The sequence below is a fragment of the Flavobacterium sp. N2820 genome (genome assembly GCF_025947285.1).
Taxonomy (GTDB): Bacteria; Bacteroidota; Bacteroidia; order Flavobacteriales; family Flavobacteriaceae; genus Flavobacterium.
This window is the reverse complement of record NZ_CP110008.1, coordinates 2,556,251-2,582,892: the sequence shown is the minus strand read 5'-3', so window position 1 is coordinate 2,582,892 and position 26,642 is coordinate 2,556,251. Positions and strand designations below refer to the sequence as shown.

22 protein-coding genes are annotated in these 26,642 nt (G+C 33.1%); 8 read left to right on the top strand and 14 right to left on the bottom strand.

Annotation, left to right across the window (positions count from 1 at the left end):
• Positions 1-556: 556 nt before the first annotated feature.
• From OLM52_RS12105 to OLM52_RS12085, 5 genes are all read right to left on the bottom strand, one after another.
• Positions 557-838 (bottom strand): F0F1 ATP synthase subunit epsilon, encoded by a 282-nt coding sequence (locus OLM52_RS12105; protein ID WP_026725933.1) that lies wholly within the window; start codon positions 836-838, stop codon positions 557-559.
• Positions 839-914: 76 nt separating this feature from the next.
• Positions 915-2,426 (bottom strand): F0F1 ATP synthase subunit beta, encoded by a 1,512-nt coding sequence (gene atpD, locus OLM52_RS12100; protein WP_133608716.1) that lies wholly within the window; start codon positions 2,424-2,426, stop codon positions 915-917.
• Between the two features lie 152 nt (positions 2,427-2,578).
• Positions 2,579-4,426, bottom strand: a complete 1,848-nt coding sequence (gene glmS / locus OLM52_RS12095; protein ID WP_264548763.1) for a glutamine--fructose-6-phosphate transaminase (isomerizing) — start codon at positions 4,424-4,426, stop codon at positions 2,579-2,581.
• Positions 4,427-4,432: 6 nt separating this feature from the next.
• Positions 4,433-6,139 carry a DUF4270 domain-containing protein gene (locus OLM52_RS12090; protein WP_264548762.1) on the bottom strand — a complete coding sequence of 569 codons (1,707 nt, stop codon included), beginning with the start codon at positions 6,137-6,139 and terminating at the stop codon, positions 4,433-4,435.
• Positions 6,140-6,155: 16 nt separating this feature from the next.
• Positions 6,156-6,962: a glycogen/starch synthase gene (locus OLM52_RS12085; protein WP_264548761.1), complete on the bottom strand. Its 807-nt coding sequence runs from the start codon at positions 6,960-6,962 to the stop codon at positions 6,156-6,158.
• 107 nt (positions 6,963-7,069) lie between these two features.
• Here OLM52_RS12085 and panC point away from each other — a divergent pair, with 107 nt between their 5' ends.
• Genes panC through OLM52_RS12055 form a run of 6 tightly spaced genes read left to right on the top strand, consistent with a single transcriptional unit; the run spans position 7,070 to position 12,103 of the window.
• Positions 7,070-7,918 carry a pantoate--beta-alanine ligase gene (panC, locus tag OLM52_RS12080; RefSeq protein ID WP_264548760.1) on the top strand — a complete coding sequence of 283 codons (849 nt, stop codon included), beginning with the start codon at positions 7,070-7,072 and terminating at the stop codon, positions 7,916-7,918.
• A 13-nt stretch (positions 7,919-7,931) separates the two neighbouring features.
• Entirely contained in the window at positions 7,932-8,282 is a 351-nt protein-coding gene (panD, locus tag OLM52_RS12075; protein WP_008255780.1) for an aspartate 1-decarboxylase, read from the top strand.
• Position 8,283: 1 nt separating this feature from the next.
• The gene (locus OLM52_RS12070) at positions 8,284-9,246 is read left to right on the top strand and encodes a lysylphosphatidylglycerol synthase transmembrane domain-containing protein (RefSeq protein ID WP_264548759.1); all 963 of its coding nucleotides are present in this window, start codon (positions 8,284-8,286) and stop codon (positions 9,244-9,246) included.
• 40 nt (positions 9,247-9,286) lie between these two features.
• Positions 9,287-10,486, top strand: a complete 1,200-nt coding sequence (locus OLM52_RS12065; RefSeq protein WP_264548758.1) for an alpha/beta hydrolase-fold protein — start codon at positions 9,287-9,289, stop codon at positions 10,484-10,486.
• A 6-nt stretch (positions 10,487-10,492) separates the two neighbouring features.
• Positions 10,493-11,854: a DNA repair protein RadA gene (radA, locus tag OLM52_RS12060; protein ID WP_264548757.1), complete on the top strand. Its 1,362-nt coding sequence runs from the start codon at positions 10,493-10,495 to the stop codon at positions 11,852-11,854.
• 42 nt (positions 11,855-11,896) lie between these two features.
• Positions 11,897-12,103, top strand: coding sequence for a hypothetical protein (locus OLM52_RS12055; protein WP_264548756.1), 207 nt, complete (start codon positions 11,897-11,899; stop codon positions 12,101-12,103).
• An 18-nt stretch (positions 12,104-12,121) separates the two neighbouring features.
• On the opposite strand, the gene OLM52_RS12050 is transcribed toward OLM52_RS12055, so the two are convergent.
• The 3 genes from OLM52_RS12050 to OLM52_RS12040 all read right to left on the bottom strand — a co-directional run bounded on the left by OLM52_RS12050 (position 12,122) and on the right by OLM52_RS12040 (position 16,788).
• Positions 12,122-12,601 carry a hypothetical protein gene (locus tag OLM52_RS12050; RefSeq protein WP_264548755.1) on the bottom strand — a complete coding sequence of 160 codons (480 nt, stop codon included), beginning with the start codon at positions 12,599-12,601 and terminating at the stop codon, positions 12,122-12,124.
• 211 nt (positions 12,602-12,812) lie between these two features.
• Positions 12,813-16,076 carry a transcription-repair coupling factor gene (gene mfd, locus OLM52_RS12045; protein WP_413614428.1) on the bottom strand — a complete coding sequence of 1,088 codons (3,264 nt, stop codon included), beginning with the start codon at positions 16,074-16,076 and terminating at the stop codon, positions 12,813-12,815.
• An 82-nt stretch (positions 16,077-16,158) separates the two neighbouring features.
• Positions 16,159-16,788 carry a hypothetical protein gene (locus OLM52_RS12040; protein WP_264548753.1) on the bottom strand — a complete coding sequence of 210 codons (630 nt, stop codon included), beginning with the start codon at positions 16,786-16,788 and terminating at the stop codon, positions 16,159-16,161.
• A 226-nt stretch (positions 16,789-17,014) separates the two neighbouring features.
• Here OLM52_RS12040 and OLM52_RS12035 point away from each other — a divergent pair, with 226 nt between their 5' ends.
• The gene (locus OLM52_RS12035) at positions 17,015-17,971 is read left to right on the top strand and encodes an NAD-dependent epimerase/dehydratase family protein (protein ID WP_264548752.1); all 957 of its coding nucleotides are present in this window, start codon (positions 17,015-17,017) and stop codon (positions 17,969-17,971) included.
• A 49-nt stretch (positions 17,972-18,020) separates the two neighbouring features.
• Here the strand turns inward: OLM52_RS12035 and OLM52_RS12030 are convergent, their stop codons facing one another.
• The 5 genes from OLM52_RS12030 to OLM52_RS12010 form a co-directional block, all read right to left on the bottom strand.
• Positions 18,021-18,602, bottom strand: a complete 582-nt coding sequence (locus tag OLM52_RS12030) for a hypothetical protein (protein WP_264548751.1) — start codon at positions 18,600-18,602, stop codon at positions 18,021-18,023.
• Positions 18,603-18,620: 18 nt separating this feature from the next.
• Positions 18,621-19,058 (bottom strand): hypothetical protein, encoded by a 438-nt coding sequence (locus OLM52_RS12025; RefSeq protein ID WP_264548750.1) that lies wholly within the window; start codon positions 19,056-19,058, stop codon positions 18,621-18,623.
• A 149-nt stretch (positions 19,059-19,207) separates the two neighbouring features.
• Complete coding sequence (locus OLM52_RS12020) at positions 19,208-19,699, bottom strand: nuclear transport factor 2 family protein (protein WP_264548749.1); 492 nt, start codon at positions 19,697-19,699, stop codon at positions 19,208-19,210.
• Between the two features lie 47 nt (positions 19,700-19,746).
• Complete coding sequence (locus OLM52_RS12015) at positions 19,747-21,081, bottom strand: ammonium transporter (RefSeq protein ID WP_264548748.1); 1,335 nt, start codon at positions 21,079-21,081, stop codon at positions 19,747-19,749.
• A gap of 176 nt (positions 21,082-21,257) precedes the next feature.
• Positions 21,258-22,547 carry an NAD-dependent succinate-semialdehyde dehydrogenase gene (locus tag OLM52_RS12010; RefSeq protein ID WP_264548747.1) on the bottom strand — a complete coding sequence of 430 codons (1,290 nt, stop codon included), beginning with the start codon at positions 22,545-22,547 and terminating at the stop codon, positions 21,258-21,260.
• A gap of 195 nt (positions 22,548-22,742) precedes the next feature.
• Here OLM52_RS12010 and OLM52_RS12005 point away from each other — a divergent pair, with 195 nt between their 5' ends.
• Positions 22,743-23,336: a 2OG-Fe(II) oxygenase gene (locus OLM52_RS12005; protein WP_264548746.1), complete on the top strand. Its 594-nt coding sequence runs from the start codon at positions 22,743-22,745 to the stop codon at positions 23,334-23,336.
• Between the two features lie 56 nt (positions 23,337-23,392).
• Here the strand turns inward: OLM52_RS12005 and OLM52_RS12000 are convergent, their stop codons facing one another.
• Positions 23,393-26,443, bottom strand: coding sequence for a choice-of-anchor I family protein (locus OLM52_RS12000; protein WP_264548745.1), 3,051 nt, complete (start codon positions 26,441-26,443; stop codon positions 23,393-23,395).
• Between the last annotated feature and the right edge of the window lie 199 nt (positions 26,444-26,642).

Genomic DNA, 26,642 nt, shown 5'->3' with positions numbered 1-26,642 from the left:
TTGAAAATTGATAACTCAACCTGAAAATTATAATGCGCTAAAATAAGAATAAAACTATATTATTCTGTAAATTCTTTCTGTGAATAGCTTTTATCATTTTTACTATTTTTTTATGTTTAAAATTTAAACTAAGTCTTTTTCTTTCAAAGAAAAATCCCAAACTCTTTTGAATTTGGGATTTTAAATATTGGGATTTATATCTCTATAATTCTAACTCTTTTCACATTATCACCCATTAATAATTCTATTGGGATTTCTAATTCTTCTTTAACTGCTGCTAAGAAACCAACAGGCTCACGACTGTCAATTATTCAGTTTTTGTATGATAATGCAAAATACATTATAAGAGAAATTACTATTTTATTGTTTTTGATAAGATTAATGTGAATGATGTGCTTCGCTATTACAAAACCAAACCAGTTGATGGTATTATTGGTACTGATATTTTGCTAAAAGAAAAAGCAATTATTCATTATAGCAATCATTTCTTGTCTTTAAATTGATAAAACAAAAAAGTCCCGCAATTTGCAGGACTTTTTACTATAAATCTATTGTCTTAGTCGGCTAAAACAATAATCTTGTTTTCATTCATTTCGATGGTACCAGAATTAATAGGTAACCAATACGTTTGCTCATTAACTTTATTGAATTTAGAAACGAATTCTTTTTCAATTTTAATGTTTTGAGCATTGATTTTCACATTCCCTTTTGCTAATAATGAAACAATTGGTGCGTGATTATTTAGCATTTGAAACTCACCGTTAATTCCAGGAACTGCTACCGAAGTAACTTCTCCTTTAAACAATGTAGCTTCTGGTGATACTATTTCTAAAATCATATTTCTTAGTGATTAGTGAATAGTGATTAGTGATTAGCAAGTAACTGAATACTGTGACTGAACACTGAACACTAAATTATGCTTCTGCTAACATTTTTTGTCCAGCTTCAATAGCTTCTTCGATAGTACCTTTAAGGTTAAACGCTGCTTCTGGTAAGTGATCTAATTCACCATCCATAATCATATTAAATCCTTTGATAGTTTCTTTGATATCAACCAATACTCCTGGAATACCAGTAAATTGCTCCGCTACGTGGAAAGGCTGAGATAAGAAACGTTGTACACGACGTGCACGAGATACTGATAATTTATCTTCTTCAGATAACTCTTCCATACCTAAGATGGCGATGATATCTTGTAATTGTTTGTATTTTTGAAGAATCTCTTTTACTCTTTGAGCACAGTCATAATGTTCAGCACCTAAGATTTCTGGAGTTAAGATACGAGAAGTAGAATCTAATGGATCTACCGCAGGATAAATACCTAACTCAGCAATTTTACGAGACAATACTGTTGTTGCATCTAAGTGAGCAAACGTTGTTGCTGGTGCAGGGTCAGTTAAGTCATCCGCAGGAACGTAAACCGCTTGTACAGATGTAATAGATCCTTTTTTAGTTGAAGTAATACGCTCTTGCATCGCACCCATTTCAGTTGCTAATGTAGGTTGGTACCCTACTGCAGATGGCATACGACCTAATAAAGCCGATACTTCAGAACCTGCTTGTGTAAAACGGAAGATATTATCAACGAAGAATAATACATCTTTACCTTGGTCAGATCCAGCTCCATCACGGAAATATTCAGCGATAGATAATCCTGAAAGTGCTACACGAGCACGAGCTCCAGGTGGCTCATTCATTTGTCCGAAAACGAAAGTAGCTTTAGACTCTCTCATTCCTGGCATATCTACTTTAGACAAATCCCATCCTCCATTTTCCATAGAGTGCATGAAATCGTCACCATATTTAATAATTCCTGACTCTAACATCTCACGAAGTAAGTCATTTCCTTCACGTGTTCTTTCACCTACTCCTGCGAATACAGAAAGTCCACCGTGACCTTTTGCAATATTGTTAATCAACTCCTGAATCAATACTGTTTTACCTACTCCAGCACCACCAAATAATCCAATTTTCCCTCCTTTTGCATAAGGCTCAATAAGGTCGATTACTTTGATTCCTGTAAATAAAACTTCAGAAGAAGTTGATAAGTCTTCAAATTTTGGAGCTGTTCTGTGGATTGGTAAACCGTTTGCGCCTGCTTTAGGTAAATCTCCTAAACCGTCAATTGCATCACCAATTACATTAAATAAACGACCAAAAACGTCCGCTCCAATTGGCATTTGAATTGGTGCACCAGTAGCAACTACTTCAACACCTCTTGCTAAACCGTCTGTAGAGTCCATAGAAATGGTACGAACAGTGTTTTCACCAATGTGAGATTGAACTTCAAGTACTAATAAAGTACCATCTTTTTTAGTGATTTCTAATGAATCATAAATTTTAGGTAATTCGTTATTTGAGTCATTAAAAACGACGTCAACAACTGGCCCGATAATTTGTGCAACTTTTCCTGTGATTCTAGACATTGCTTATGTATTTATTTAATAGCTAATTAATGTTGAAAAAATGATGTATTTTTCCGAGTGCAAAGATAGTTTTTTCTAAAACAATTTTGCAATTTATTTTTTGAATTTTTTGCAATAAAAAAGCGAAATCTTCCAATTTCGCTTTTAAAATGTTATTCTACGGTAACGGATTTTGCTAAATTCCTAGGTTGATCGACATTACAACCTCTTAAAACTGCAATATGATACGATAATAATTGTAACGGAATTGTAGTTAATAACGGTGTAAATGGTTCGTTTGTTTCTGGAATTTCAATTACGTGGTCAGCTAAAGCTTTAACTTGCGTATCTCCTTTAGTAACTACAGCAATAATTTTACCGCTTCTTGATTTTATTTCTTGAATATTACTTACCACTTTATCATAATGTCCTTTATTTGGAGCAATTACGATTACTGGCATATGTTCGTCAATCAACGCAATTGGCCCGTGCTTCATTTCTGCTGCTGGATATCCTTCTGCGTGGATATATGAAATTTCTTTTAATTTTAATGCACCTTCTAAAGCTACTGGAAAGTTATAACCTCTTCCTAAGTATAAGCAATTGGTTGCATCTTTGTAAATTTCGGCAATTTGTTTAGCAACATCATTTGTTAATAAAGCCTCTTGAACTTTTTCTGGCATTAATTCTAATTCCAACAAATAACGTTGGTAATCTGAATTATTCATCGTCCCTTTTGCTTTTGCTAAACGTAGTGCTAACAAGGTAAGAATGGTAATTTGAGTTGTAAATGCTTTTGTAGATGCTACTCCGATTTCTGGACCCGCGTGAGTGTAAGCACCTGCATGAGTTTCACGAGAAATTGAAGAACCTACCACGTTGCAAACTCCAAACACAAAAGCTCCGTTTTCTTTAGCCAATTTGATTGCTGCTAACGTATCTGCCGTTTCACCTGATTGTGAAATTGCGATAACAACATCATCTTTATTGATGATTGGATTTCTATAACGGAATTCGGATGCGTATTCTACTTCTACTGGAATTCTTGAAAATTCTTCGATAATATATTCTGCAACTAAACCTGCGTGCCATGAAGTCCCACAAGCTACAATAAGGATTCGTTTTGCGTTTAAGAATTTTTCTAAATTATCTTCAACACCTGACATTTGGATAATTCCTTTGTTCGCCAAAAGTCTTCCTCTGTAAGTGTCTTTGATTACGCTTGGTTGTTCGTAGATTTCTTTCATCATGAAATGATCATAACCCCCTTTTTCAATTTGCTCCAAGTTTAATTGAAGTTCTTGAATGTAAGGATCAACCAATGAATCGTCTTTAATTTTTCTAACTTTTAATGGTTTGTGTAATCGTACAATTGCCATTTCTTCATCTTCTAAATAAATAGCATTTGAAGTATATTCGATAAATGGAGTTGCATCAGATGCGATAAAAAACTCATCTTCACCAATTCCAATTGCTAATGGACTTCCTAAACGAGCAACGATAATTTCATCTGGTTTTTCAACATCAATTACTGCAATAGCATAAGCACCTATAACTTGATTTAATGCAATTTGAACCGCTTTACCAAGTTTGCAATTTTCTTTTTTCTTAACTTCTTCAATCAAATTGACTAACACTTCCGTATCTGTATCAGACTTGAATGTGTAACCTCTTTTGATTAATTCTTGTTTCAATGGTTCATAATTTTCGATGATCCCATTGTGAATTATCACTAACTTTCCAGAGTTAGAAAAATGTGGGTGCGAGTTTACATCATTAGGAACTCCATGAGTTGCCCAACGTGTGTGTCCCATTCCTATTTTACCAATAGTTGTTTTCTCACTTTCGGCTTTTGCTTCTAAATCAGAAACTTTCCCTTTAGTTTTTGATAATTTTAAATCTTTTCCGTCATATAAAACAATACCAGCACTATCGTAACCTCTGTATTCTAAACGATGTAATCCTTTAATAATAACTGGATAAGCATCTCTATGACCAATATAACCTACAATTCCACACATATAATACTAGTTAGGTTTTGTGAAATAAATTTCAAGTTTTAATTTTTTAGCTTCATCTTGTGGCGCCACATTAGTTCCATATAAAACTGTCCCTAATGGGTTCATTACTGAAGTTACAGGAACAAATTCAACTGATTCTGATCCTATTGAAATAGGATTAGCAGGATTAATGAAAGCGTTTTCTGGAATATTTATTGATTCAATAACAACAACACCTATACGAATATTATCATCATAAGCATCATTTTCATTTTTTATCAATTGTTTTATATATTCAGTAAGTCTAATTTTATATTTTAAACCCTTTCCATCTGTGCCTTTTTCAATTAAACCACCGAAAGAACCTTTATTCTTTTTAGGATTAGAGCTCGTTGAATTATCAGCATAATAATCTAAAATTGGTTTATTATTTGTAGCATCAAAAATATAAATACGCTGTGGTTCAACTACATCTGTAATATCCATTACATCTCTATCAATATGAAATGTTAAACTCGCTTCATTTATTAACCAATTGTTTGCTAACATGTCGGCTCTAAGCTGTTCTAATTCATCTGGAATAGTATTATTGTCTGAATCAGCTCCAAATACATCAAGAAATACAACTGAACCATTACCTCCTTTTAAATACAATCTATCATCCCCATTAACCTCGTCTGAGCTTAACAATTTTGTATCATATGTAGCACTTTTAGTATGCTCGATAAAATTAACATTGTTACTTTTCTTACTTGCCGTAGCTTTATACCCCATTTGTAAACTCAATGTTCTTTTTAATGCATCTCCACCTCCAATAGAAGATTTAAAAAGCACTTTAAACTCTGCTGCAGAAAAATCCAGCATAGCCATAGCTCCTTGACCAGGAGTAATTTCTTCTACTTCAAATAACAATCCTCTAAAATATTCTTTAAAAGTGTTGTTGTTAAATAAAACCCCTGAAGCTGCTGCGTCTAATATCTTTTGTTGAAAAAAACTATTTTTTAAATCCAACCATATGCCTGGTGTTTTTCTTTCCTTTATAACACGAAGAGAAACGTCTGATTGATTTGCTAAAACAGCACCTGCCGCATCAACATACAAACCACTACCATTTGTTTTATAAATGTATAATTCTTTGTTACTGATTACAAATTCCTCATTTTGAGAAACATTAGAACTATTGTTTAATAATTCAGTCCCTTTATAGGCATCAACTAAACTTTTTTCGTTTGAATAATATTTTTGAGTAGTTTGAAAATCTTCTGCAGGATCAAAATCTCTTAAAAAATAACCATTTTCGTATACATGAAGCTTAAACTTTGCGTCTTCCGAATAGCCATAAACAGAATCTAATTCATAAATTCTCTCTCCTGATTCTGAAGTCGATTTTAAAGTACTAAAATAAGGTACATATAAATAAACCGAGTCTATAACCGGAGAATCTCCAATAGTTGGATTTGAACTACTCAATTCTATTTGGCTTACAAAGTGTGCTTTTGTAACCCCAAAATAAGGATTTTCATAAATTCCTAATGCGCTGATAGGTAAATTATTTGACTGTACAGGCCCAGTTGCTTTTGAATAAGCTTTTAAATTTTGAACTTCATATTTTTCAAGATTAAAATGAGCGTCGTCTGCTAAATCTGAATCTAATGAATTAAAATCCTTGTCACATGACGTAAATGTAAACAAAGCTGTTGCTAGTAATGTTATTTTTAAAAAAATGCTTTTCATAATGGGTTTACCCTTTTTATAATACGTTATTCTTAATAAACGAAGTATATACTTCTTTAATTGTGTCTTTCGATGCGAAAGGTAAAAAAGGTTTGTTTGAACTTTCTATATATTTTGTTAAAGTTGGAGAAAGCTTCTCAGAACCAATAACCACAGCATCTGAATGCAAAACTGAAAGCTTCATTATGTTTTCATAACTTGGTTTTTCAATTAAAGCTACGGCTTCTTTATCAATATTATCAAACAATATTTTATCTAATAAATTGGTATCTAATTCTCCTTCAAAACCTTGTTCATAAACTGAAGAAATGATTTTAGTTTCTGCAAAAATCCCTTCATCTTTATAATAGTGTTTCAAATAAACTGGCAATAATGCCGCCATCCATCCATGTACATGGATTACATCTGGAACCCAATTTAACTTTTTAACTGTTTCAACTACACCTTTCGCAAAGAAAATAGCTCTTTCATCATTATCTGGATACAATACACCTTCTTCATCTGAAAAAGTGGCTTTTCTTTTGAAATATTCATCATTATCGATAAAATATACCTGAATTCTTTCTTTTGGTATTGAAGCTACCTTTATAATAAGAGGCATATCCATATCGTTTACCACCAAGTTCATTCCTGATAAACGGATAACTTCATGTAATTGATGTCTTCTTTCGTTAATATTACCATACCTAGGCATAAAAATTCGTATTTGACCTCCTAAATCGTTAATCATTTTAGGCATTTCATACGACTGTAACGACACTTCGTTTTCTGCTAAATAAGGCACCACTTCAGATGATACATACAATATCCTCTTGTCTTCCATAATGTATTCTAGTTAATTAATGTTTTAAAAAACCTTGCAAAATTACAAAATTTTATGGATTTATCCACTAAAATAGTAAGTTTGCATCCGAATTAACCGTTATCAAAATGCTCATTTTTAACAAAAAGTCCGATTTAAGTGCTTTTTTAAGCCCATTAATCAATCAAAATAAATCTATTGGATTTGTTCCAACAATGGGTGCGCTTCATGAAGGGCACTTATCTTTACTAGAAAAATCACTTATAGAAAACGACATTACAGTGATGAGTATTTTTGTGAATCCAACACAATTTAATAATGCCGAAGATTTAGAAAAATACCCGAGAACACTTGAAAAAGATGTTGAAAAAATGAGCTTTGTTAGCCAAAAAATTATTGTATATGCGCCATCTGTTTCTGATATTTATGAAGGAAATACCATCTCAGAATCATTTGAATATGATGGATTAGAACACCAAATGGAAGGCCAACACAGACCGGGTCATTTTGACGGTGTAGGCACAATTGTTAAACGTTTATTTGAAATTATTAAACCTAATAAAGCTTATTTTGGCGAAAAAGATTTTCAACAATTACAAATCGTTAGAAAATTGGTTTCAAAACACAAGCTTCCTGTAGATATTATTGGTTGCTCTATTTTTAGAGAAAAAAGTGGTTTAGCAATGAGTTCAAGAAACGAAAGACTTTCTCCAGAAGCTCGAAAAAAAGCAGCTTTGATTTTTGAAATTTTAACCAAAGCTAAAGAAATCTTCCAAAACGAATCGATCACAGAAACAATTCACTTTGTAGAAAAATCATTTAAAAAACATCCTGAATTTGAATTAGAGTATTTTGAAATTGCTGATGAAGAAACACTTTTATCCACTGAAACAAAAGATACAACCAAGAAATATCGCGGATTCATTGCGGTTTTTATCGAGAAAATTAGATTAATTGATAATATTTCACTAAATTAATTACCTTTGCATCATGCAAATTCAAGTAGTAAAATCAAAAATTCATAGAGTAACTGTTACAGGTGCCGATTTGAATTACATAGGTAGCATCACCATTGACGAAGCGTTAATGGAAGCTTCTAACATTATCGAAGGCGAAAAAGTACAAATCGTTAACATCAATAATGGTGAGCGATTAGAAACATATGCCATCAAAGGACCAAGAAATACTGGCGAAATTACATTAAACGGACCCGCTGCTCGAAAAGTACACAGAGGTGATATCGTAATTATTATTTCGTATGGGATTATGGACTTTGAAGAGGCAAAAAAATTCAAACCTACATTAGTTTTTCCTAACGAAAAAGACAACTCCTTAACGTAGTTTGAAAACACCATTCCGTAAATTTTTAAGCTTAATTATTCCATTACTTATTGGATTGGGAATCATGTATTATCAATATAGTACTATGACTACCGAACAAATTGAAAAAACAAAAATTAGTTTCCTAAAAGCCGATTACTTTTATATTTTTTTATCTCTTTTTATCGCTTTATTTGGTTATTGGTCAAGAGCATATCGTTGGAAATATGCTTTACAACATTTAGGTTATCAAACTAAATTTCGAAACGATTTAATGACCGTTTGTGTTTCGTATTTGGTCAATTTAACCATTCCCCGTTCAGGAGAAATATCCAGAGCCGCTTTATTGAAAAAATATGAAAATGTACCATTTGACAAGGCGTTTGGGACTGTAGTAGCTGAGCGAATTGTGGATATGCTTATTTTTTTACTTTTTTTAGCAATCGGATTTGTTTTGCAATTTGACAAAATATATCAATTTTTAATTGAAAAAGGTGTAAAATTCGAAACTCTAATTTGGCTTTCAATTGGAGGACTTATACTTGTTATCCTTTTTGTTTTAGTATGGATTTATGCCGAATGGAACATTATTTTAAAACTAAAACAAAAACTTTCAGGGCTAATAGAAGGCATGCAAAGTATCTTAAAAATGAAAGACAAATGGAATTATATTTTTCATTCTTTTTTTATTTGGTTTTCGTATTTAATGATGTTTTACGTAACTATTTTTGCACTACCAGAAACCTCAAATATTAGTTTTGATGTAGTTGTGATGGGATTTATTTTTGGCACTCTTGCTGTTGGGTTTTCTAATGGCGGACTTGGGGCTTATCCTTTAGCAATATCTACCGTGCTATTTTTATATGGAATTCCTAAAGAAACAGGTGCCGCTTTTGGATACTTAGTGTGGACTTCTCAAACACTTTTAACTATATTTCTTGGTTTATTATCTTATTTACTTTTACCTATTTTAAATAAGAAATAAATTAGTAAATTGCTACTCTATTTAACCAAACTATTTTCTCATGAAAAAAATTCTTTTGCTAATTTTGTTAGCAACAACCAGCATTTTTGCGCAACGAACCCCTGAATCTATACAAACTAAAAAAATAGGAACAAGAACTTTTACAGTTGTTACACCACCTTCTTATGAATCAAGTCCCGAAAAAAAATATCCAACATTAGTTTTATTAGATGGCGAATATTTATTAGACCCTTTTGAAGGTATTTTAAAATATGGCAGTTATTGGGATGATTTACCTGAAATGATTATTATCGCTATTAATCAAAATAATGGCGAAACACGCTTTTTAGACAGCGAATACGATGAGGCTGGATTTCCTTCTGGTCCAGGAGCAAATTTTTTTGAATTTATCGGGCAAGAACTATATCCATTTGTTGAATCTAAATACAGAACATTGCCTTTCAGAGTGGTTGCCGGACATGATACCACTGCAGGTTTTTTAAATTTTTATTTATACAAAGACAATCCTGTTTTTAATGCTTATATTTCATTAGCACCAGAAATGGCTCCAGCAATGGAAACTAGAGTTGCTGAACGTTTAGCGAAAATCACAAAACCCGTATTTTACTATCAAGCAACTGGAGAAAGTGATTTGCCTGAAATCAACGAAAAAGCAGCCGATTTGGACGCAAATATTAAAGCAATTCCAAATCCAAATTTTAAATATTTTAACGACACTTTCAAAGGCGCTTCTCATTATTCATTAGTTGCAAAAGCAATTCCAAATGCATTATATTTTATTTTTGATGGTTATCAACCAATTTCAATGGTTGAATTTAAAGATAAAATTTTAAAATTAGACGCGGGTTATGCAGACTATTTAATTAAAAAATATGATGATTTAAATATAAAACTTGGATTGCAAATAAAACCAAGACTATCAGATTTTAAAGCTATCGAAGCGGCTATTATGAAAAATAAAGCCTATGATGATTTTCAGATATTATCAAAATATGCTGAAAAACATTACCCAAAAACTATTTTAGGCACTTATCATCAAGCAATGTACTATGAAAAAACGGGTAACTATAAAAAGGCATTAAAAGAATATCAAAAAGCTTACACACAAGAAGAAATTAGAGAATTAACTAAAGATTATATGCTCAGTAAGGCCGAAGCACTGAAAGGAAAAGAAGACAAACCAACAGAAGAAGCTCCAGCTGAAACTCCGACTGAAGAACCAACAGAAAAAACAGAATAAAACAAAATGAGTAAAGTAAAAACGGCTTTCTTTTGCCAAAATTGTGGTACCCAATATTCAAAATGGCAAGGACAATGTAACGCTTGCAAAGAATGGAATACCATTGTAGAAGAATTGGTTCAAAAAGAAGAAAAAGTAGCTTGGAAAACCACAAGTGCCTCTTCAAAAGCCGCAACTAAACCTTTACTGATTAGAGAAATAGATACCGCACAAGAAATCCGATTGAACACAACAGATAACGAGTTGAATCGGGTTTTAGGTGGCGGATTGGTTCCGGGTTCCTTAACTTTGTTAGGTGGCGAACCAGGAATTGGAAAAAGTACATTGCTGTTACAAATTGCTTTGAAATTACCTTACAAAACACTTTATGTTTCGGGTGAAGAAAGCCAAAAACAGATAAAAATGCGTGCCGAACGTATTACCTCAACGGGCGATAATTGCTACATTTTAACCGAAACCAAAACCCAAAATATCTTTCGACAAATTTTAGAAATTGAACCCGATATTGTCATTATCGATTCCATTCAAACGTTGCATACCGATTATATTGAATCGTCTGCGGGAAGTATTTCTCAAATTAGAGAATGCACGGCGGAGTTGATTAAATATGCCAAAGAATCGAATGTGCCGGTTTTATTAATTGGACACATTACCAAAGACGGCACCATCGCTGGCCCAAAGATTTTGGAACACATGGTCGATACCGTTTTACAATTTGAAGGCGACAGAAATCACGTTTATAGAATTTTACGTTCGTTAAAAAACCGTTTTGGTTCAACTGCCGAATTAGGTATTTACGAAATGCAAGGTTCCGGTTTACGAGAAGTGGACAATCCTTCCGAAATTTTGATTTCTCATAAAGACGAGCAACTTTCTGGTACAGCCATTGCTACAACTTTAGAAGGCATGCGCCCGTTGATGTTGGAAATTCAAGCTTTAGTTAGCACCGCCGTTTATGGAACACCACAACGAAGCACTACAGGTTACAACGCTAAACGCTTAAACATGATTTTGGCCGTTTTAGAAAAACGTGCAGGTTTTAGATTAGGCACAAAAGACGTGTTCTTAAACGTAACAGGTGGAATTTCAGTAGAAGACACCGCGATAGATTTAGCCGTTGTTGCCGCTATTTTATCCTCAAACGAAGACATTGCCATTGCAGAAGGTTTTTGCTTTGCAGGAGAAGTAGGACTTTCAGGCGAGATTAGACCCGTTAACCGTATTGAACAACGCATTCAAGAAGCCGAAAAATTAGGCTTTACTACCATTTTTGTTTCCAAACACAATAAAATTTCTCTAAAAAATACGGGAATTAAAATTGTTTTAGTGGCCAAGATTGAAGATGTGGTGAGTGAGTTGTTTGGGTAGGTTTTTATATCTCCCTAACGAAAAAATAAAACCTCGAAAATTATGAAAAAAATTCTTTTATACAGTTTATTCTTAGGATTGTTGAGTTTTTCGACCTTAAATCTTGAAAGATCTGAAAATAAAACTACAAGAACAGATGTTGTTTCTTGTAAACACGGTCAATGTAAAGCAATTGCTAAAAGCACAAAAAAACAATGTAAAAATTGCGTTTCAAAAAGAGGTGATTCATATTGCTCAAGACACAAATAAAAATCACGAGCAATCAGATTATTTTTTATTGTCGCTTAAAAGACATTTTAAATTTTCTTTAAATAATAAATCTTTTTTTTCAGAAATACTAAAATCTTTATTACTCTCAATTAATATTCTTATTTGTTTAATTTTACTATTCAATAACAGATTTATTTGTTCTTCGTCTAATCTAATTATAATTGACGTTCCCCCACAATCAATTTTTCCACGATAAGGAAATTCTTGAACCTCATCCTTTTCTAATAAGAAATAAACTTTTGATTTTTCAGTTAAACATTGTGAAGTTATATTATTTAGAAAAAAACTTAAATAATAGGTTTTTTCATCACTTTTTTCAAGTTTATAAAAGTCGCATGACAAGCCCGCTGATAAATTATTTTGAATTATTTTACTTTTAATTGTCATATTAAAAGCATCTTTTTCTACTTTAATTTTACAATCTTGAGAAAATAATTGTAAAGAAAATAACAAAGTAAATATTAAGAATCTTTTCATTTTTCTAAATTTTAATTGTAACAAATATAGAAAATAAAGCTTGATTCAACTATCAAATGTAACTTTTGAATTTACAAACTTAAAAATTGCCAACTTATTTTTTTCGATAGCACGGGATTTCATTCAATACCCACAATCTCCATCAATCAAACTAAATAAATCATTTAAACATTTCTTTAGATTCTGAAACAAGTTCAGAATGACACAACCACTAAATCCCCTCCAACAACTCCAAAGCCTTATTCACTGATTTCACATTGTCAAAAGTCAGTAATAAACGTAAGCCGTTTTTGGTTTCTTTCTCTTTCATTTTACACACGTTTCCGTTGCGTTGGGCAAATTGTACTACTTTGATAAAACGATTACTTTGGTAGAAATTACTTTGTTGATCGCCAATAAAATACCCTATCATTTTGCCTTGTTTCATCATCAAACGTTCAATTCCCATTGCGGTTGCTTTCCATTTGATACGCACGCTATTTAATAACGCAATGGCTGGTTTTGGCAACGCTCCAAAGCGGTCAATTAGTTTTTGTTCGTATTGTTGTAAGTCAGCTTCGTCTTTAATTTGGCTCAACTCGTTGTATAAATTCAAACGTTCGGTAATGTTGTTGATGTACTCATCTGGGAACAGCAATTCAAAATCAGTATCAATTTGAATGTCTTTGACAAATTCTTTGGTTTCAATGTCGTTTTCTTCCTGATACAAGTCTTTGAATTCGTTTTCTTTCAGTTCGTCAATAGCTTCGTTCATGATTTTTTGGTAGGTATCAAAGCCAATTTCATTGATAAAACCACTTTGTTCACCACCTAATAAATCTCCCGCACCACGAATTTCCAAATCTTTCATCGCAATATTGAAACCGCTTCCTAATTCGCTAAATTGCTCCAAAGCCGTAATACGCTTTTGCGCTTCACCTGTCATCATCGAATACGGCGGCGTAATGAAATAACAAAACGCTTTTTTATTACTTCTTCCCACACGCCCACGCATTTGGTGCAAATCAGACAATCCAAAATTATTCGCATTATTGATAAAAATAGTATTCGCATTCGGCACATCTAAACCGCTTTCGATAATGGTGGTGGCTACCAAAACGTCAAATTCGCCTTCCATGAAAGCCAACATCAATTCTTCTAGTTTTTTTCCATCCATTTGACCGTGACCGATACCCACTTTTGCTCCTGGCACCAAACGTTGAATCATTCCGGCAACTTCCTTGATGTTTTCAATTCGGTTATTGATGAAAAACACTTGACCACCACGCTGAATTTCATACGAAATGGCATCACGAATGGCTTCTTCGTTAAAACGAATCACATGCGTTTCAATTGGATAACGATTTGGCGGAGGTGTTGTAATTACCGATAAATCGCGCGCCGCCATCAACGAAAACTGCAACGTTCTCGGAATCGGAGTGGCAGTTAAAGTCAACGTATCGACATTCGTAGCTATGGTTTTCAATTTATCTTTTACGTTGACTCCGAATTTCTGTTCTTCGTCGATAATCAACAAACCTAAATCTTTAAACACTACATTTTTATTCACCAATTGATGTGTACCAATCAAAATATCGACTTTTCCTTCTTGCAATTTTTGAAGCGTTTCCGATTTTTGTTTCGCTGTTCTAAATCGGTTCACATAACTTACGGTAACCGGCATATCTTTCAAACGTTCCGAAAACGTTCTAAAATGTTGATACGCTAAAATCGTGGTTGGCACTAAAACCGCGACTTGTTTTCCGTTGTCCACCGCTTTAAAAGCCGCACGAATAGCCACTTCTGTCTTTCCGAAACCAACGTCACCACAGACTAATCGGTCCATCGGACGCTCGCTTTCCATGTCGGTTTTAACGTCTAAAGTGGCGGTAATTTGGTCAGGCGTATCTTCGTAAATGAATGAACTTTCTAATTCTTTTTGCAAATAACTATCGGGTGAAAACTGAAAACCTTTGTCTAATCTTCGCTTCGCATACAACTGAATTAGGTTGAACGCAATGTGTTTTACACGTGCTTTTGTTTTTTGTTTTAAGGTTTTCCAAGCATTACTTCCTAATTTGTAAATCTTAGGAGGAGCACCATCTTTCCCGTTGTATTTTGAGATTTTATGTAGCGAATGAATGCTCACATACACAATATCGTTATCGGCATAAACCAATTTTATGGCTTCTTGCGTTTTGCCTTCGACCTGAATTTTCTGTAAACCACCAAATTTTCCAATACCATGATCAATGTGCGTTACATAATCACCCACCGACAAAGAAGTTAATTCTTTTAACGTAATGGTTTGCTTTTTTGAATAACCATTTTTGATGGAAAACTTATGATAACGCTCAAAAATTTGATGGTCGGTATAACATGCAATTTGATTTTCTTCATCGATAAAACCTTCAAACAAAGGTAACACCATGGTTTTATATTGCTTGCGAATACTTTCGTGATTGGCTTCATCAATATCTTCAAAAATATCATGAAAACGACTCGCCTGATTTTCATTAGAACAACACAAATAATTTTTGTAACCGTTGAAATGATTCTCGCTCAAATTGTTCAACAACAAATCGAATTGTTTATTGAACGAAGGTTGCGGTTGTATATGAAATTCGACTTTTTTATCAGTTTTAAAAACAGCATTAGCCTGCAATTCAATTACTGAAAAATCTAGTGCACGTTTTAAAAACTGCTTTTGATTTAAGAATAATTCTTCTGGCGGTGCATGTTGAATGTCCTTAGATAATTTTTCGAAAGCTTCATTGGCTTTGTCGAATAATTTATCCAATTGTTGTCCTAATAATTCGGTGTTTTGAATCATTAAAACCGTTTTTTCGTTGATATAATCTAAGAAACTTTCACGGTTTTCTTGCAGTAATTTATTTTCAACATTTGGAATGATTGAAATCTTTTTCAGTTTTTCAATCGATAATTGTGTTTCGACATCAAAACTTCGGATGCTGTCGATTTCGTTACCGAAAAATTCAATTCGGTACGGATTATCATTGGAAAATGAAAACACATCGATAATTCCACCACGAACTGAAAATTCGCCTGGTTCGGTAACAAAATCTACGCGTTTGAAATTATATTCAAAAAGTGTTTCGTTGATAAAATCAATGGACAATTTGTCTTCCACAGATAGTTTCAACGTATTTTTCTCTAATTCTTTTCGGGTAACCACTTTTTCAAAAATGGCTTCGGCATATGAAACAATTATTGCTGGTTTTTTTCGTGAATTGATTCGGTTTAGCACCTCAGCTCGTAAGAGAACATTGGCGTTATCGGTTTCTTCAATTTGATACGGTCTTCGGTACGAACTTGGGTAAAAAAGTACGTCTTCGGCATTAATTAATTGCTCTAAATCATTTAAATAATAGGCCGCTTCTTCTTTATTACCGAATAAAATCAGGAAAGGAAGTTCTGACTTTTTAAACATCGAATGCACTACAAAAGACAACGACGATCCTACCAAACCCGTCATTTGAGACTTTTTACGAGATGCGAATGTGCTTTCTAAAACGGCGATTTTTGGTGACTTATCGTAAATGGATATGATGTCGGACTTACTCAAAACCTACTTTTTTAATATGATTTGAAATTTCCATTTTTTCTTTCATTTGAGAAGGTCTTGCATTTCTAGTAGTGTCCAATGCTTGTAACATTAATTCTTCACCAATTTCTTTTGGAATGGCTTTTTTTATAATAATTTCATCCCATTGATTGTATAACCCTCTAATTTCTTCATTAATTTCAGGAATCAATTTTGCAATTTTTTGTTCAGGAATTACTTCTAAATTCATGAAAGTTTCCAATGATTTTATTTTGGTATTCAATGTAGTCAATCGACTTAAAATTTGAGGTTTTTTATATTCAAAAGGAGCTGTGATTACTAAAGTATCTGCTTTAGAAGACACATTTTTAGTTTTCATTTTAAAAGCAGACAATGTTGATTTTGGCTTTTGTGAAAGTTCAATTTCAAATTGTCGCCATTCGTTCCATTGGTTTAAAGTACCAGCGACTTCGGGTCTTGGATTTGGGAAATTAAACTGCCACATTTTGGAAATATTTTTAAAAACAGCTTCGTTTTTTTGGGCTATTTTTTGGGCTTCCAATTGCTGATGCGAATCATTTTCACAAGCGATTAAACTTAATGTTAGAACCAATATAATTGCTATAAAACCTTTCATTTTCATAATTTAAAAAACAAAGGTACAAATGTTTATAAAATTTAAGTACTAATCTAATAATATCTTAACAGTTGATTGATAAGCAATCTATTAAGTTTTTAATAATTCCTATTTAAAAAAGTAAATTTTGTTAAATACGGATTAAAATAGCGCTTTTACTAAAAATATAACAAAAAAAGCGCTTTTCGATTCATCTGAAAATGGTATATTTGTTTTCTCTTTATTCTATCAAATGGACACGAAAATTTTAATAATTGGTGCTTGTGGTCAAATAGGCACTGAACTTACGGCAAAACTTAGAGCAACTTATGGTATTAATAATGTAATCGCATCTGATATTCGAAAACTAAATAACGATGTAGTTAATAATGGTATTTTTGAAGTAATAAATGCTTTAGATTATAATCAAATTGAGCACTTAATTGAGCAATATCAAATCACAGATGTGTATTTAATGGCTGCTTTACTTTCTGCTACAGCTGAAAAAAATCCTGCTTTTGCATGGGATTTGAATATGAATTCACTGTTTCATGTTTTAAATTTAGCCAAAGCAGGAAAAATAAAGAAAATTTTCTGGCCTTCAAGTATTGCGGTTTTTGGACCTACAACACCAAGACATAATACGCCACAATATACCATAATGGAGCCTTCAACGGTTTACGGAATTTCGAAACAAACTGGTGAAAGATGGTGCGAATATTACAACAAACAATATGGTGTTGATGTAAGAAGCATTCGTTATCCAGGATTAATTAGCTGGAGTACAGAAGCTGGTGGAGGTACTACAGACTATGCCGTTGACATCTATCATAAAGCCATTACTGAAGGTAAATTTACGAGTTTTTTGTCGGAAAATACCGAATTACCAATGATGTACATGGATGACGCTATCAAGGCGACTATTGGAATTATGCAAGCTCCAGCCGAAAAAATCAAGATTCGTTCTTCTTATAATTTAGCAGCAATGAGTTTTACGCCAAAACAAATAGGCGAAGAAATTAAAAAACATTATCCAAACTTTGAATTGAGCTATGAACCAGATTTTCGTCAAAAAATTGCAGACAGTTGGCCCGCAAGTATTGATGATACTTCGGCAAGAGAAGATTGGGGATGGAAAAATGACTATAATATAGAGAATATGACCACTGATATGTTCCAAAATTTAAAAGAACACATTTATAATAAATAGAAAAACGCTCCAATATTTGGAGCGTTTTTCGTTAAAACAAAAAACAAACTTACTCCTGAACTATAGGAGCTCTCAACGATTCCAATACTGCAACAACTTCACCAATAATTTCAGGATCAGTTACACCGTTTAAACCAGCAGCTGCACCTACATAACCAATAAACTTGTCGTATTCAGCATTGTTAGATTTTTTACCCATACGTGGATTTTGTGCAGGATCGTGTGCTGCCACCATTCCCAAACCACTGTATGTATTTGTTGCTCCTCCACCCGTATTGGCAGAAAAGAAATCAGTTAGATTTTTACTTAAAATTGCTACGTTTGTTGTGTTACCACTTAATGCCTCAGAAAGAACTGGTGCAAAATGCTGTCCCAAATTACCAGGTTCTCCATCAAGCACATCTGATACAATTAAAGTAATGGTTGAATCTACAACCGAACGGTAGCTTAAACGTCCTTGCTCAATCATTTGGCTTGGATTGTTTGGGTCAGCAACCATTGTAGTTCCGCCTAATTTTGCATACAAAGATGCTGGTTCTGCGGCTTTATCATCGTCGTCATTACATGATGTAACGAAAGCTCCCGATGTAATAAACAATGCCATTAAGGCTAATTTTGAAAAATTTTTCATAGTAATAGTATTTGGAAATTAATTAAAAATTCGTTGAATTCCTCTTGAAAATTTATAACTGAAACTATCTTCAGTCATAACTGGACAAGCGGTTTTGTTTTCTAATCCTTTAGGAAGTACGTATCGCTCTGCTTTATAATTTCCTAAAGCAATTAACTGATTGTATATTTCTTCTGAATTGGCGATTTTTATATCATGAAAATAAACCAATACACCCGTTTCTCTATTCAATCTATCCGTTTTTACACCGGGTATTTTTTTTAAGTTTCTGTGAATCTCTTTTGCTTTGAGCGAATCTATTGGTTCTTTAAAATCTATTCGACTAATTTGAAGCGATGCATTATCAATCACCAAAGGTTTTGCAGTAGCAATATGCACTACTAAAACCAAAAAAAGCAGTACAAATATTCCAAGAATACTTCCTACTATAATTTTGACATTTTTGTTAATTTTCATTTTTTTGAGATTTTTTTGTTTAGTAGCATTTACGAGAAGTAAATCATCTTGGTTTTCTCAAAATGGAAAAAAAATTAATTTTAACATTTAGGCATAAAAAAATCCCAAGACAAATTATCTTGGGATTGGATATTATTTAATTATTTTAATTATTTCTTTTCAGTAAGAATTTTATCTTCTAAGGCTGATTTTATTTTAACCACTTCATCCATGTTATCATTTGGAACGGTCATGGAAAGCACATAATGCTTAATTTTCCATTGTCCGTTTTCTTGAACCATAACGCCAGAGCCTCGACAAAGTTTCATTTGAGTACTTAATAATTCATCAAACCAAACATTTTTTCCATTTTTACTAAAATAAATATTACGTTCAATAGCTTTAAAATTCCATGCCTTTCCTTTGTCAAAATAAGGTTTTGCAAAAGCTTGAAATTGTTTTTTATTCCAATTTTCTGTAGCATCTGTACCTATGTATATGGATTCATCAGACATAGTATCAAAATAATTGTCATAATTTGCATCAGCGGCAGCTTTGTGCCAGTTGTCTAATACCGTTGAAATTTCTGTTTTTTGTTGGTCACTATTTTTTGTTGACGCACAACTTATTATTAGTAAGAAAAGAAGAGGCAAATATTTCATAATGCATTTGATTTTAAAATTTTCTAATCAAAAATACTATTTTATCTTTAAAACTTTTCATTATGTTGAGATAAATCGAGGCCAATTCGTTCAGAATCTTCAGATACGCGCAATGGAATAAACCAGTTTGTTACTTTATACAAAACTAATGAACCAAAAAATGCAAAAAGAGCAACTAGAACTAAAGCCATCATATGATGTCCAAAAACAGACCAACCGCCATGTAGCAAACTAGCATTTTCACCTTCTGCAAAAATTGCGGTTAAAATCATTCCCATAATGCCACCTACTCCATGACATGCAAAAACATCTAGTGTATCGTCAATGGCTTTAAGTTTGTTCCAATACAACATTCTATTTGATACAATTGCGGCTAAGAACCCAAAGAAAATACTTTTGGGGATAGAAATAAATCCTGCTGCAGGCGTGATAGCAACTAAACCTACAACAGCACCTATACAAGCGCCCATAGCTGAGGCCTTTCTTCCGTTTATCCTATCAAAAAAAATCCAAGTTAACATAGCAGAAGCAGAAGCGACCGTTGTAGTTGCAAAAGCCATAGCAGCCGTTCCATTTGCCGCTAAAGCCGATCCAGCATTGAAACCAAACCAACCAAACCACAACATTCCTGTTCCAAGTAACACAAACGGAATATTGGTAGGAATATGTTCGTTGTTTTTTCGTTTACCTAATACCAAAACCCCTGCTAAAGCAGCAAAACCGGCGCTCATGTGCACCACAGTTCCACCTGCAAAATCTTTTACACCAAAATAACTTCCTAACAATCCATTGGGATGCCAAACCATGTGACATAATGGAGTATATATGAACAAAGTAAACAAACAAATAAAAAATAAATATCCAATAAATCGAACACGTTCTGCAAATGAGCCTGTAATTATTGCAGGGGTAATGACTGCAAATTTCATTTGAAACAAGGCGAATAAAACAAACGGAATAGTACTTGCTAATTGTTGATGTGGTAGTGAACCTACGTTGTCAAAAAACATAAAATCAAATGGGTTACCTATTATTCCGTAATGTTTACCCGCTATTTCGAAACCTAAACTTTCTCCAAACGATAAGCTAAAACCTACAACTACCCATAATAAACTTACGACTCCCAACGAAATAAAACTTTGCAACATGGTTGAAATTACATTTTTTTTACCCACCATTCCGCCATAAAAAAACGATAAGCCAGGCGTCATCAACAATACAAATGAAGAAGAAGTTAGCAGCCAAGCCACATCGGCATAATTAATTGCTTCTGAAGTTAAAAAGTGTGCCTGTAATTGATTTTTATTTTCCCAAAATAAACTTGAAATAGAAACAATACAAATAATTACAAACGAAACGAGCCATCTTTTTTTAATTTTCATATACCCCTAATTTTATAGGGTAAATTTATAAAAAAGTTAATTTTTATAATACTAAATGTTGAAAATATAGAGGATACTTATTTATTTTTTTAGAATATTTACATTACACCCCATTAAATATAGAACAATTAGTGTATTTCTAAAATTTTGACTTCTTTTTGAGAAATAAGGAATAATTATAGCTTATTAATTACCACTGTTTTTATATTTACAAACTCTTTGATGCCTTCTATAGCTAATTCTCTTCCATAACCAGATTTTTTGACACCTCCAAAAGGCAATCTTGGGTCAGATTTTACCATTTCGTTGACAAAAACTGCGCCTTCGTTAAAAGCTGAAATCTTTGTTTTAATAAAATCAATGTCTTGAGTAAAAATAGAAACACCCAAACCAAATTCCGATTGATTACTTAATTCGATTGCGTCATCAATGGTTTTAAAAATTGTTATTGCAACCACTGGTCCAAATGTTTCTTCTTTGAAAATAGGCATTTCTGTTGTTACTTCAGTCAACAATGTGGGTTCATAAAAAGCTCCTTTTCTGTTTCCTCCAATGATTAATTTGGCTCCCATTTGAATTGATTTTTGCACTTGCACCTCTAATTCTTCGGCTAAATCTGGTCGTGCCAATGAACCAATTTGCGTTTCTATAGCTAATGGATTTCCTTTTTTTAAATTTTGAATTGCTACTTTAAATTGTGCAATAAACTCCGCTGCAATATTTTCTTGAATAAAAAATCGTTTAGCGGCAATACAACTTTGACCTGCATTTTGCATTCGAGCATTGACCGCTGTTGCCACCGCTTTTTCTAAATCGGCATCTTCTAAAACGATAAAGGCATTATTTCCACCCAATTCTAACACGCACTTTTTTAAATGTTTACCGGCTTCAGTAGCCACTGCAACTCCCGCTTGCTCACTTCCTGTTAAAGAAACGGCTTTAATAATTGGATTAGCGATAACTTTAGCAACTTCGCTACTTGGAATTGGTAAATCTTGATAACAGCCTTTTGGAAAACCAGCTTGCTCAAAAATCGATTGAATTAATTCGGCAGATTTAGGAACATTACTAGCATGTTTGACAACAACAGTGTTTCCTGCAATGAGTGTTGGAACAGCAAATCGAAATACTTGCCAAAAAGGAAAATTCCATGGCATTACACCTAAAATTACACCTAAAGATTCATAGGTAACAAAACTTTCTGAAGCATCGGTTTTTATGCTTTTTATAGCTAAAAATGATTCAGCATTTTCGTAATAGTAATTGCATAAAAGGGCGCATTTTTCAACCTCAGCAATGGCTTGCGAAATGGGTTTGTGCATTTCGGTAGTGATACAAGTTGCATATTCCTCTTTGTTTTCTAAAAGTAATTGAGCTAATTGAGACAAAAAAGAAATTCGATTTTGAATACTTAAATTACGCCAAGAAAGTTGCGTGTTTTCTGAAACTTTTAAAAAATTTTGCATGTTGAAAGGTTTTTGTAAAAATACAGATTTTAATTGAAAAGCCGGTTTGCGTTAGGGATAGAAGAGAAAATCCTTTATTTGTAAAATTCTTAAATTTTATAAATAAAGATTGAAACGAATAGCCCGACCCTTGTGGGAACGCCCAAATTCAAAAGGAAATGATATCTTTGTAGGGTATTTTACAACTTAAATAAAATGGAAGATTGTTTTGAAACCTTAATTTCGAGTTATTTGGATTCGAAAGTGGGCATTGTGGAACATTTTGTATCGGAAGAATTGGCGCAACACTTGGTAAATAGATTGTTTGAACTGAAAGAGCAAAATTTACTAAAAGCCGCTGGAATAGGAAATGCAGCAAAATTAACTCAAAATTCGGCGATAAGAAGTGATGCTATTTATTGGCTAGACCGGGCGAATAATAATGCACATGAAAATGCCTTTTTGGATCAAGTGGATGCTTTTGTGACCTATTTGAACCGCAGTTGTTATACGGGAATTACGGGTTATGAATTTCATTTTGCGTTGTTTGATAAAGGCAGTTTTTATAGAAAGCATTTAGATCAATTCCAAGATAATTCGAGCCGACAATTTTCGATGATTACCTATTTGAACGAAAATTGGCAACCTGAAGATGGTGGTGAATTGTGCATTTATGATGGTGATGTGGCTCAGAAAGTAGCTCCAACGAATCGAAAAACGGTTTTTTTTAAGAGCAATGAATTAGTTCATGAAGTTTTGGAAACTAATAAACCTCGATTGAGCGTTACGGGTTGGTTGAGAAGAGATTAAAATAAAATAAAAAAGCCAGTTTTAAAACTGGCTTTTTGTTCAAAAAAATTATAAAACTACTTAACAACTAATTTTTTTGTAATTCCTTCTGCTGTTTTAACAAAGTAAATCCCCGATTGTAATTTTGACGTATTGATAGTTAGTGCCTCTTTTTCTGAAAGGATTAATTTTCCAGTTACATCATACAATTCAATATCTGCTACTCTATTGAAATAAACTAATTCTGAATTTGATGCAGGATTAGGGAAAATTACAAATGTTTTTGAATCTGAATTAAAATCAGGAGACGTTAATGTGTTTGCATCTACTTCGTAAATTGTGATTGTTCCGCTGATTTCATTAGCTACTAAAACATAACCTAATCCTGTTGGGCTATTTACTGGAGCTATGTAAGTAATTCCTTCTGGACCGTGATCACCTGAATATGCTGAAGTACTTCTTGAATTTTTATAATCTACAAAAATTGGATTATTAGGATCCGTAATATTGTAAACCATTACACCGCCTACTCGTTCTAGAGAAACAAAAGCAAAAGTTTCAGTTGCAATTTGAGCAATAGTTACTCCTTCTGGCTCTGGACCTTTTGCACGGCTTCTTCCTTTTGGTGTGTTTTCTTCGTGATCTGCGTTAAAAAGTGTTGGTAAATTTGCTGCTGTGTAACGTTCAAAATCATCTCCACTATCAAAAACTATCTGTTTGGTAGTCGTATTAAAAATTGAGAACGAACGTGTTCCAACACAATGAATAGTTTCAAACTCTGCATCCGCATCTGTATTTCCGTTAAGATTTGTTGCTCTAAATCTTCCTAAATTGTGATTTTGTTTTAAAACAGAAGCATTTGGAAAATTTGCTGCATCTAAAAGATACGACCCAGAACCAACAGCAACTCTTTCGGTAAAAGCACCATATTCTTTTTCGTCACCTTCATTTGCGGTTACTAAATAAGTGGTTCCACCAACCGTGTAACTTGCAACACCATCTGGAATAAAATACGCTTGAATAGGCCAATTTGCAATTAAAACCTGACCATTATTATCAGAAACATCAAATCCGTTACCTGGCAAACTAATATCTTTTATTCCCAATGCCCAAATATCTGAAATGGTATTATTTGTTAGGTTAATTTCAGCAATTGCATTATTTTCTTGCAAGGTTACCCATGCTTTTTGAGAATCAGAACTTATTGTAATGTATTCTGGTTCAAAATCTTGAGACAATGTACTGGTTAACTTCAGTTTTCTAACTCCTGAAGCAATTAAAGTCGCTTCTTGCGCATTATAAGCCGTGAATAACAACGTTGTTACATTTGATTGCGATAAGCTTGCGATTCCTCCTGAAATATCAATAATACTTACCGAACCTTCTGGGTCAATTGAATAGTCGACATTAGGTTGTCCTTCATTTGCAGTCATTACTTTTGTTCCGTCTGGAGAAAAGGTAATCATATCTGGAAGTGCACCCACAGTTACTTGGTTTAAAAAAACTCCATTTGTATCAAAAAACAAAACTGAACCATTTAGTGTTTCATCAGCATTTGGTGAAGCAACAGCCACAATTCCGTTTTTTACAGCAACACTTGTAACACCTCCATAAGGATTTATGTTTACCGAATTAATTACTGAAGGATTCGTTGGGTTAGAAAAATCGATAATATCTAAATATCCTGCTACCGCACTTGTGGTAAACAAACGTTGTGAAGCAGCATCATGTACTACAATTTCGCAAGTACTTGTACTAGCTCCGGAAGGATCAAAACTTCCCACATAATTTAATTCGATTTGGTTACTTGGAATTGGAGCCTGACTGTCATTATCCACAATATAAATTGTAGTAGTTGGAGTTCCCGAAATTAAAATTCCTGAAGCATTTTCTAAACTCAAAACAAAATATTCTGAATGTTGTTCATCTAAACTGTCATCAATAATTGGAATATTTATAGTTTGAGTTGCTGGTGAAGAAGTCGTAATTGAAATTGTTTGTGTAGTCAACGTAAAATCTGAATTATCTGCTGTACTAAAAGGAGCTGACTTTACAACTAAATCTACCGAACTAGTTGCTGGATTAGCAATGTTTAAAACCAACGATAACGATCCATGATTTTCATTTACTGTAATAAAATTTGTGGCAAAAGAAATACTTGGATTTGCAGTTGTAAAAACTCCCGATTGAGTTGTTGTAATTGTATTATCGTTTAAATCTTCAACTGTGTTTTCTAATAAAGCGATATAAAAAGTTTGATTTACTGCTAAAGTTGAAAGTGGTATAATCGAAATTATATTTCCGGAAATAGTAGCATCAAAAGGAACGATTGCCCCAGAAGCATTATTTAAACGTAATTCAACTAACGCATCCACATTATTATTATCAATCGAAGTATTATCAACCAAACGAATTGCTTCGTTAAAAGAAATAGTAGGAACAATATTCGTAGCAACATTAGTTGCATTGTTAGCAGGCAAAAAAGTAACTATTGGTGCAATACTATCTGGTCCACCAAAAGCAGTTCCTTCCAAAGTAAAATTATCAAAACGATTGTTACCAACTGTTCCGCCAGCTCCTTGTTGAAATTCTACTTTCAGTTTAAAATTGGGATTATTGTCTGTTGCATCAATTCCTGAAAAATCTAAAGTTGCTAGAGCAGGATCTCCATTGTTAGGAATCACATTTGTAAATGGAAGGTAATTTGTTCCATCAATTGAATAAGACCAATTTTGCGTTCCTGCTCCTGAATTCGAACGACGAGTAGCAAATTTTACAATACAATTTTCATAACCTGTAGTTGGTAATGAAAATTCTAAGGCACCACCAATAGGATCGTTAAATCGTAAATGTGTTCCTGAAGCATCGCTATTTCTTGCATTTAAATTTAACACATTAAAATTTTGTCCGGTTCCATTTGCAAAATCAATTAAACTAATTCCGCCCGGAATTGCATTGATAGCTGCACCACCAAGTGATTGACTTGGCGAGGTGATTGTAGCAATTGATGTGCTATTGTTAAAGTTCCAATAATGTACTAATGTTTGTCCGTAGGTGGTAGAAACAAACAAAACCAAAAGTAGCGATAAGAATCTGCTGTTCTTTTTTGTAGTGTAATTTTTATTCATTTTTGTGTAGTTTAATGTTGCACAAAATTGAACTCTAAACGTTATAACTTAATGAATTAAAAAATAAGAAACTATTAAATCATTATAGGCTATTATTTGCTAAAAGTTAAGCCGTAATATTTTAATGATGTTGAAGAAATGATTCATTTTCATTTTGATAACACAAAAAAAGAGCAACACTTTCGTATTGCTCTTTTTG

Coding starts and splice junctions, on each gene's coding strand:
- OLM52_RS12055 (WP_264548756.1), top strand. CDS start 11,897: ATGAAAAAAATTCTTTTATACAGTTTATTCTTAGGATTGTTGAGTTTT.
- OLM52_RS12010 (WP_264548747.1), bottom strand. CDS start 22,547: ATGCAAAATTTTTTAAAAGTTTCAGAAAACACGCAACTTTCTTGGCGT.
- OLM52_RS12065 (WP_264548758.1), top strand. CDS start 9,287: ATGAAAAAAATTCTTTTGCTAATTTTGTTAGCAACAACCAGCATTTTT.
- radA (WP_264548757.1), top strand. CDS start 10,493: ATGAGTAAAGTAAAAACGGCTTTCTTTTGCCAAAATTGTGGTACCCAA.
- OLM52_RS12030 (WP_264548751.1), bottom strand. CDS start 18,602: ATGAAAAATTTTTCAAAATTAGCCTTAATGGCATTGTTTATTACATCG.
- OLM52_RS12005 (WP_264548746.1), top strand. CDS start 22,743: ATGGAAGATTGTTTTGAAACCTTAATTTCGAGTTATTTGGATTCGAAA.
- OLM52_RS12050 (WP_264548755.1), bottom strand. CDS start 12,601: ATGAAAAGATTCTTAATATTTACTTTGTTATTTTCTTTACAATTATTT.
- OLM52_RS12085 (WP_264548761.1), bottom strand. CDS start 6,962: ATGGAAGACAAGAGGATATTGTATGTATCATCTGAAGTGGTGCCTTAT.
- atpD (WP_133608716.1), bottom strand. CDS start 2,426: ATGTCTAGAATCACAGGAAAAGTTGCACAAATTATCGGGCCAGTTGTT.
- OLM52_RS12015 (WP_264548748.1), bottom strand. CDS start 21,081: ATGAAAATTAAAAAAAGATGGCTCGTTTCGTTTGTAATTATTTGTATT.
- OLM52_RS12025 (WP_264548750.1), bottom strand. CDS start 19,058: ATGAAAATTAACAAAAATGTCAAAATTATAGTAGGAAGTATTCTTGGA.
- OLM52_RS12105 (WP_026725933.1), bottom strand. CDS start 838: ATGATTTTAGAAATAGTATCACCAGAAGCTACATTGTTTAAAGGAGAA.
- panD (WP_008255780.1), top strand. CDS start 7,932: ATGCAAATTCAAGTAGTAAAATCAAAAATTCATAGAGTAACTGTTACA.
- OLM52_RS12020 (WP_264548749.1), bottom strand. CDS start 19,699: ATGAAATATTTGCCTCTTCTTTTCTTACTAATAATAAGTTGTGCGTCA.
- glmS (WP_264548763.1), bottom strand. CDS start 4,426: ATGTGTGGAATTGTAGGTTATATTGGTCATAGAGATGCTTATCCAGTT.
- mfd (WP_413614428.1), bottom strand. CDS start 16,076: ATGACGGGTTTGGTAGGATCGTCGTTGTCTTTTGTAGTGCATTCGATG.
- panC (WP_264548760.1), top strand. CDS start 7,070: ATGCTCATTTTTAACAAAAAGTCCGATTTAAGTGCTTTTTTAAGCCCA.
- OLM52_RS12040 (WP_264548753.1), bottom strand. CDS start 16,788: ATGAAAATGAAAGGTTTTATAGCAATTATATTGGTTCTAACATTAAGT.
- OLM52_RS12090 (WP_264548762.1), bottom strand. CDS start 6,139: ATGAAAAGCATTTTTTTAAAAATAACATTACTAGCAACAGCTTTGTTT.
- OLM52_RS12035 (WP_264548752.1), top strand. CDS start 17,015: ATGGACACGAAAATTTTAATAATTGGTGCTTGTGGTCAAATAGGCACT.
- OLM52_RS12000 (WP_264548745.1), bottom strand. CDS start 26,443: ATGAATAAAAATTACACTACAAAAAAGAACAGCAGATTCTTATCGCTA.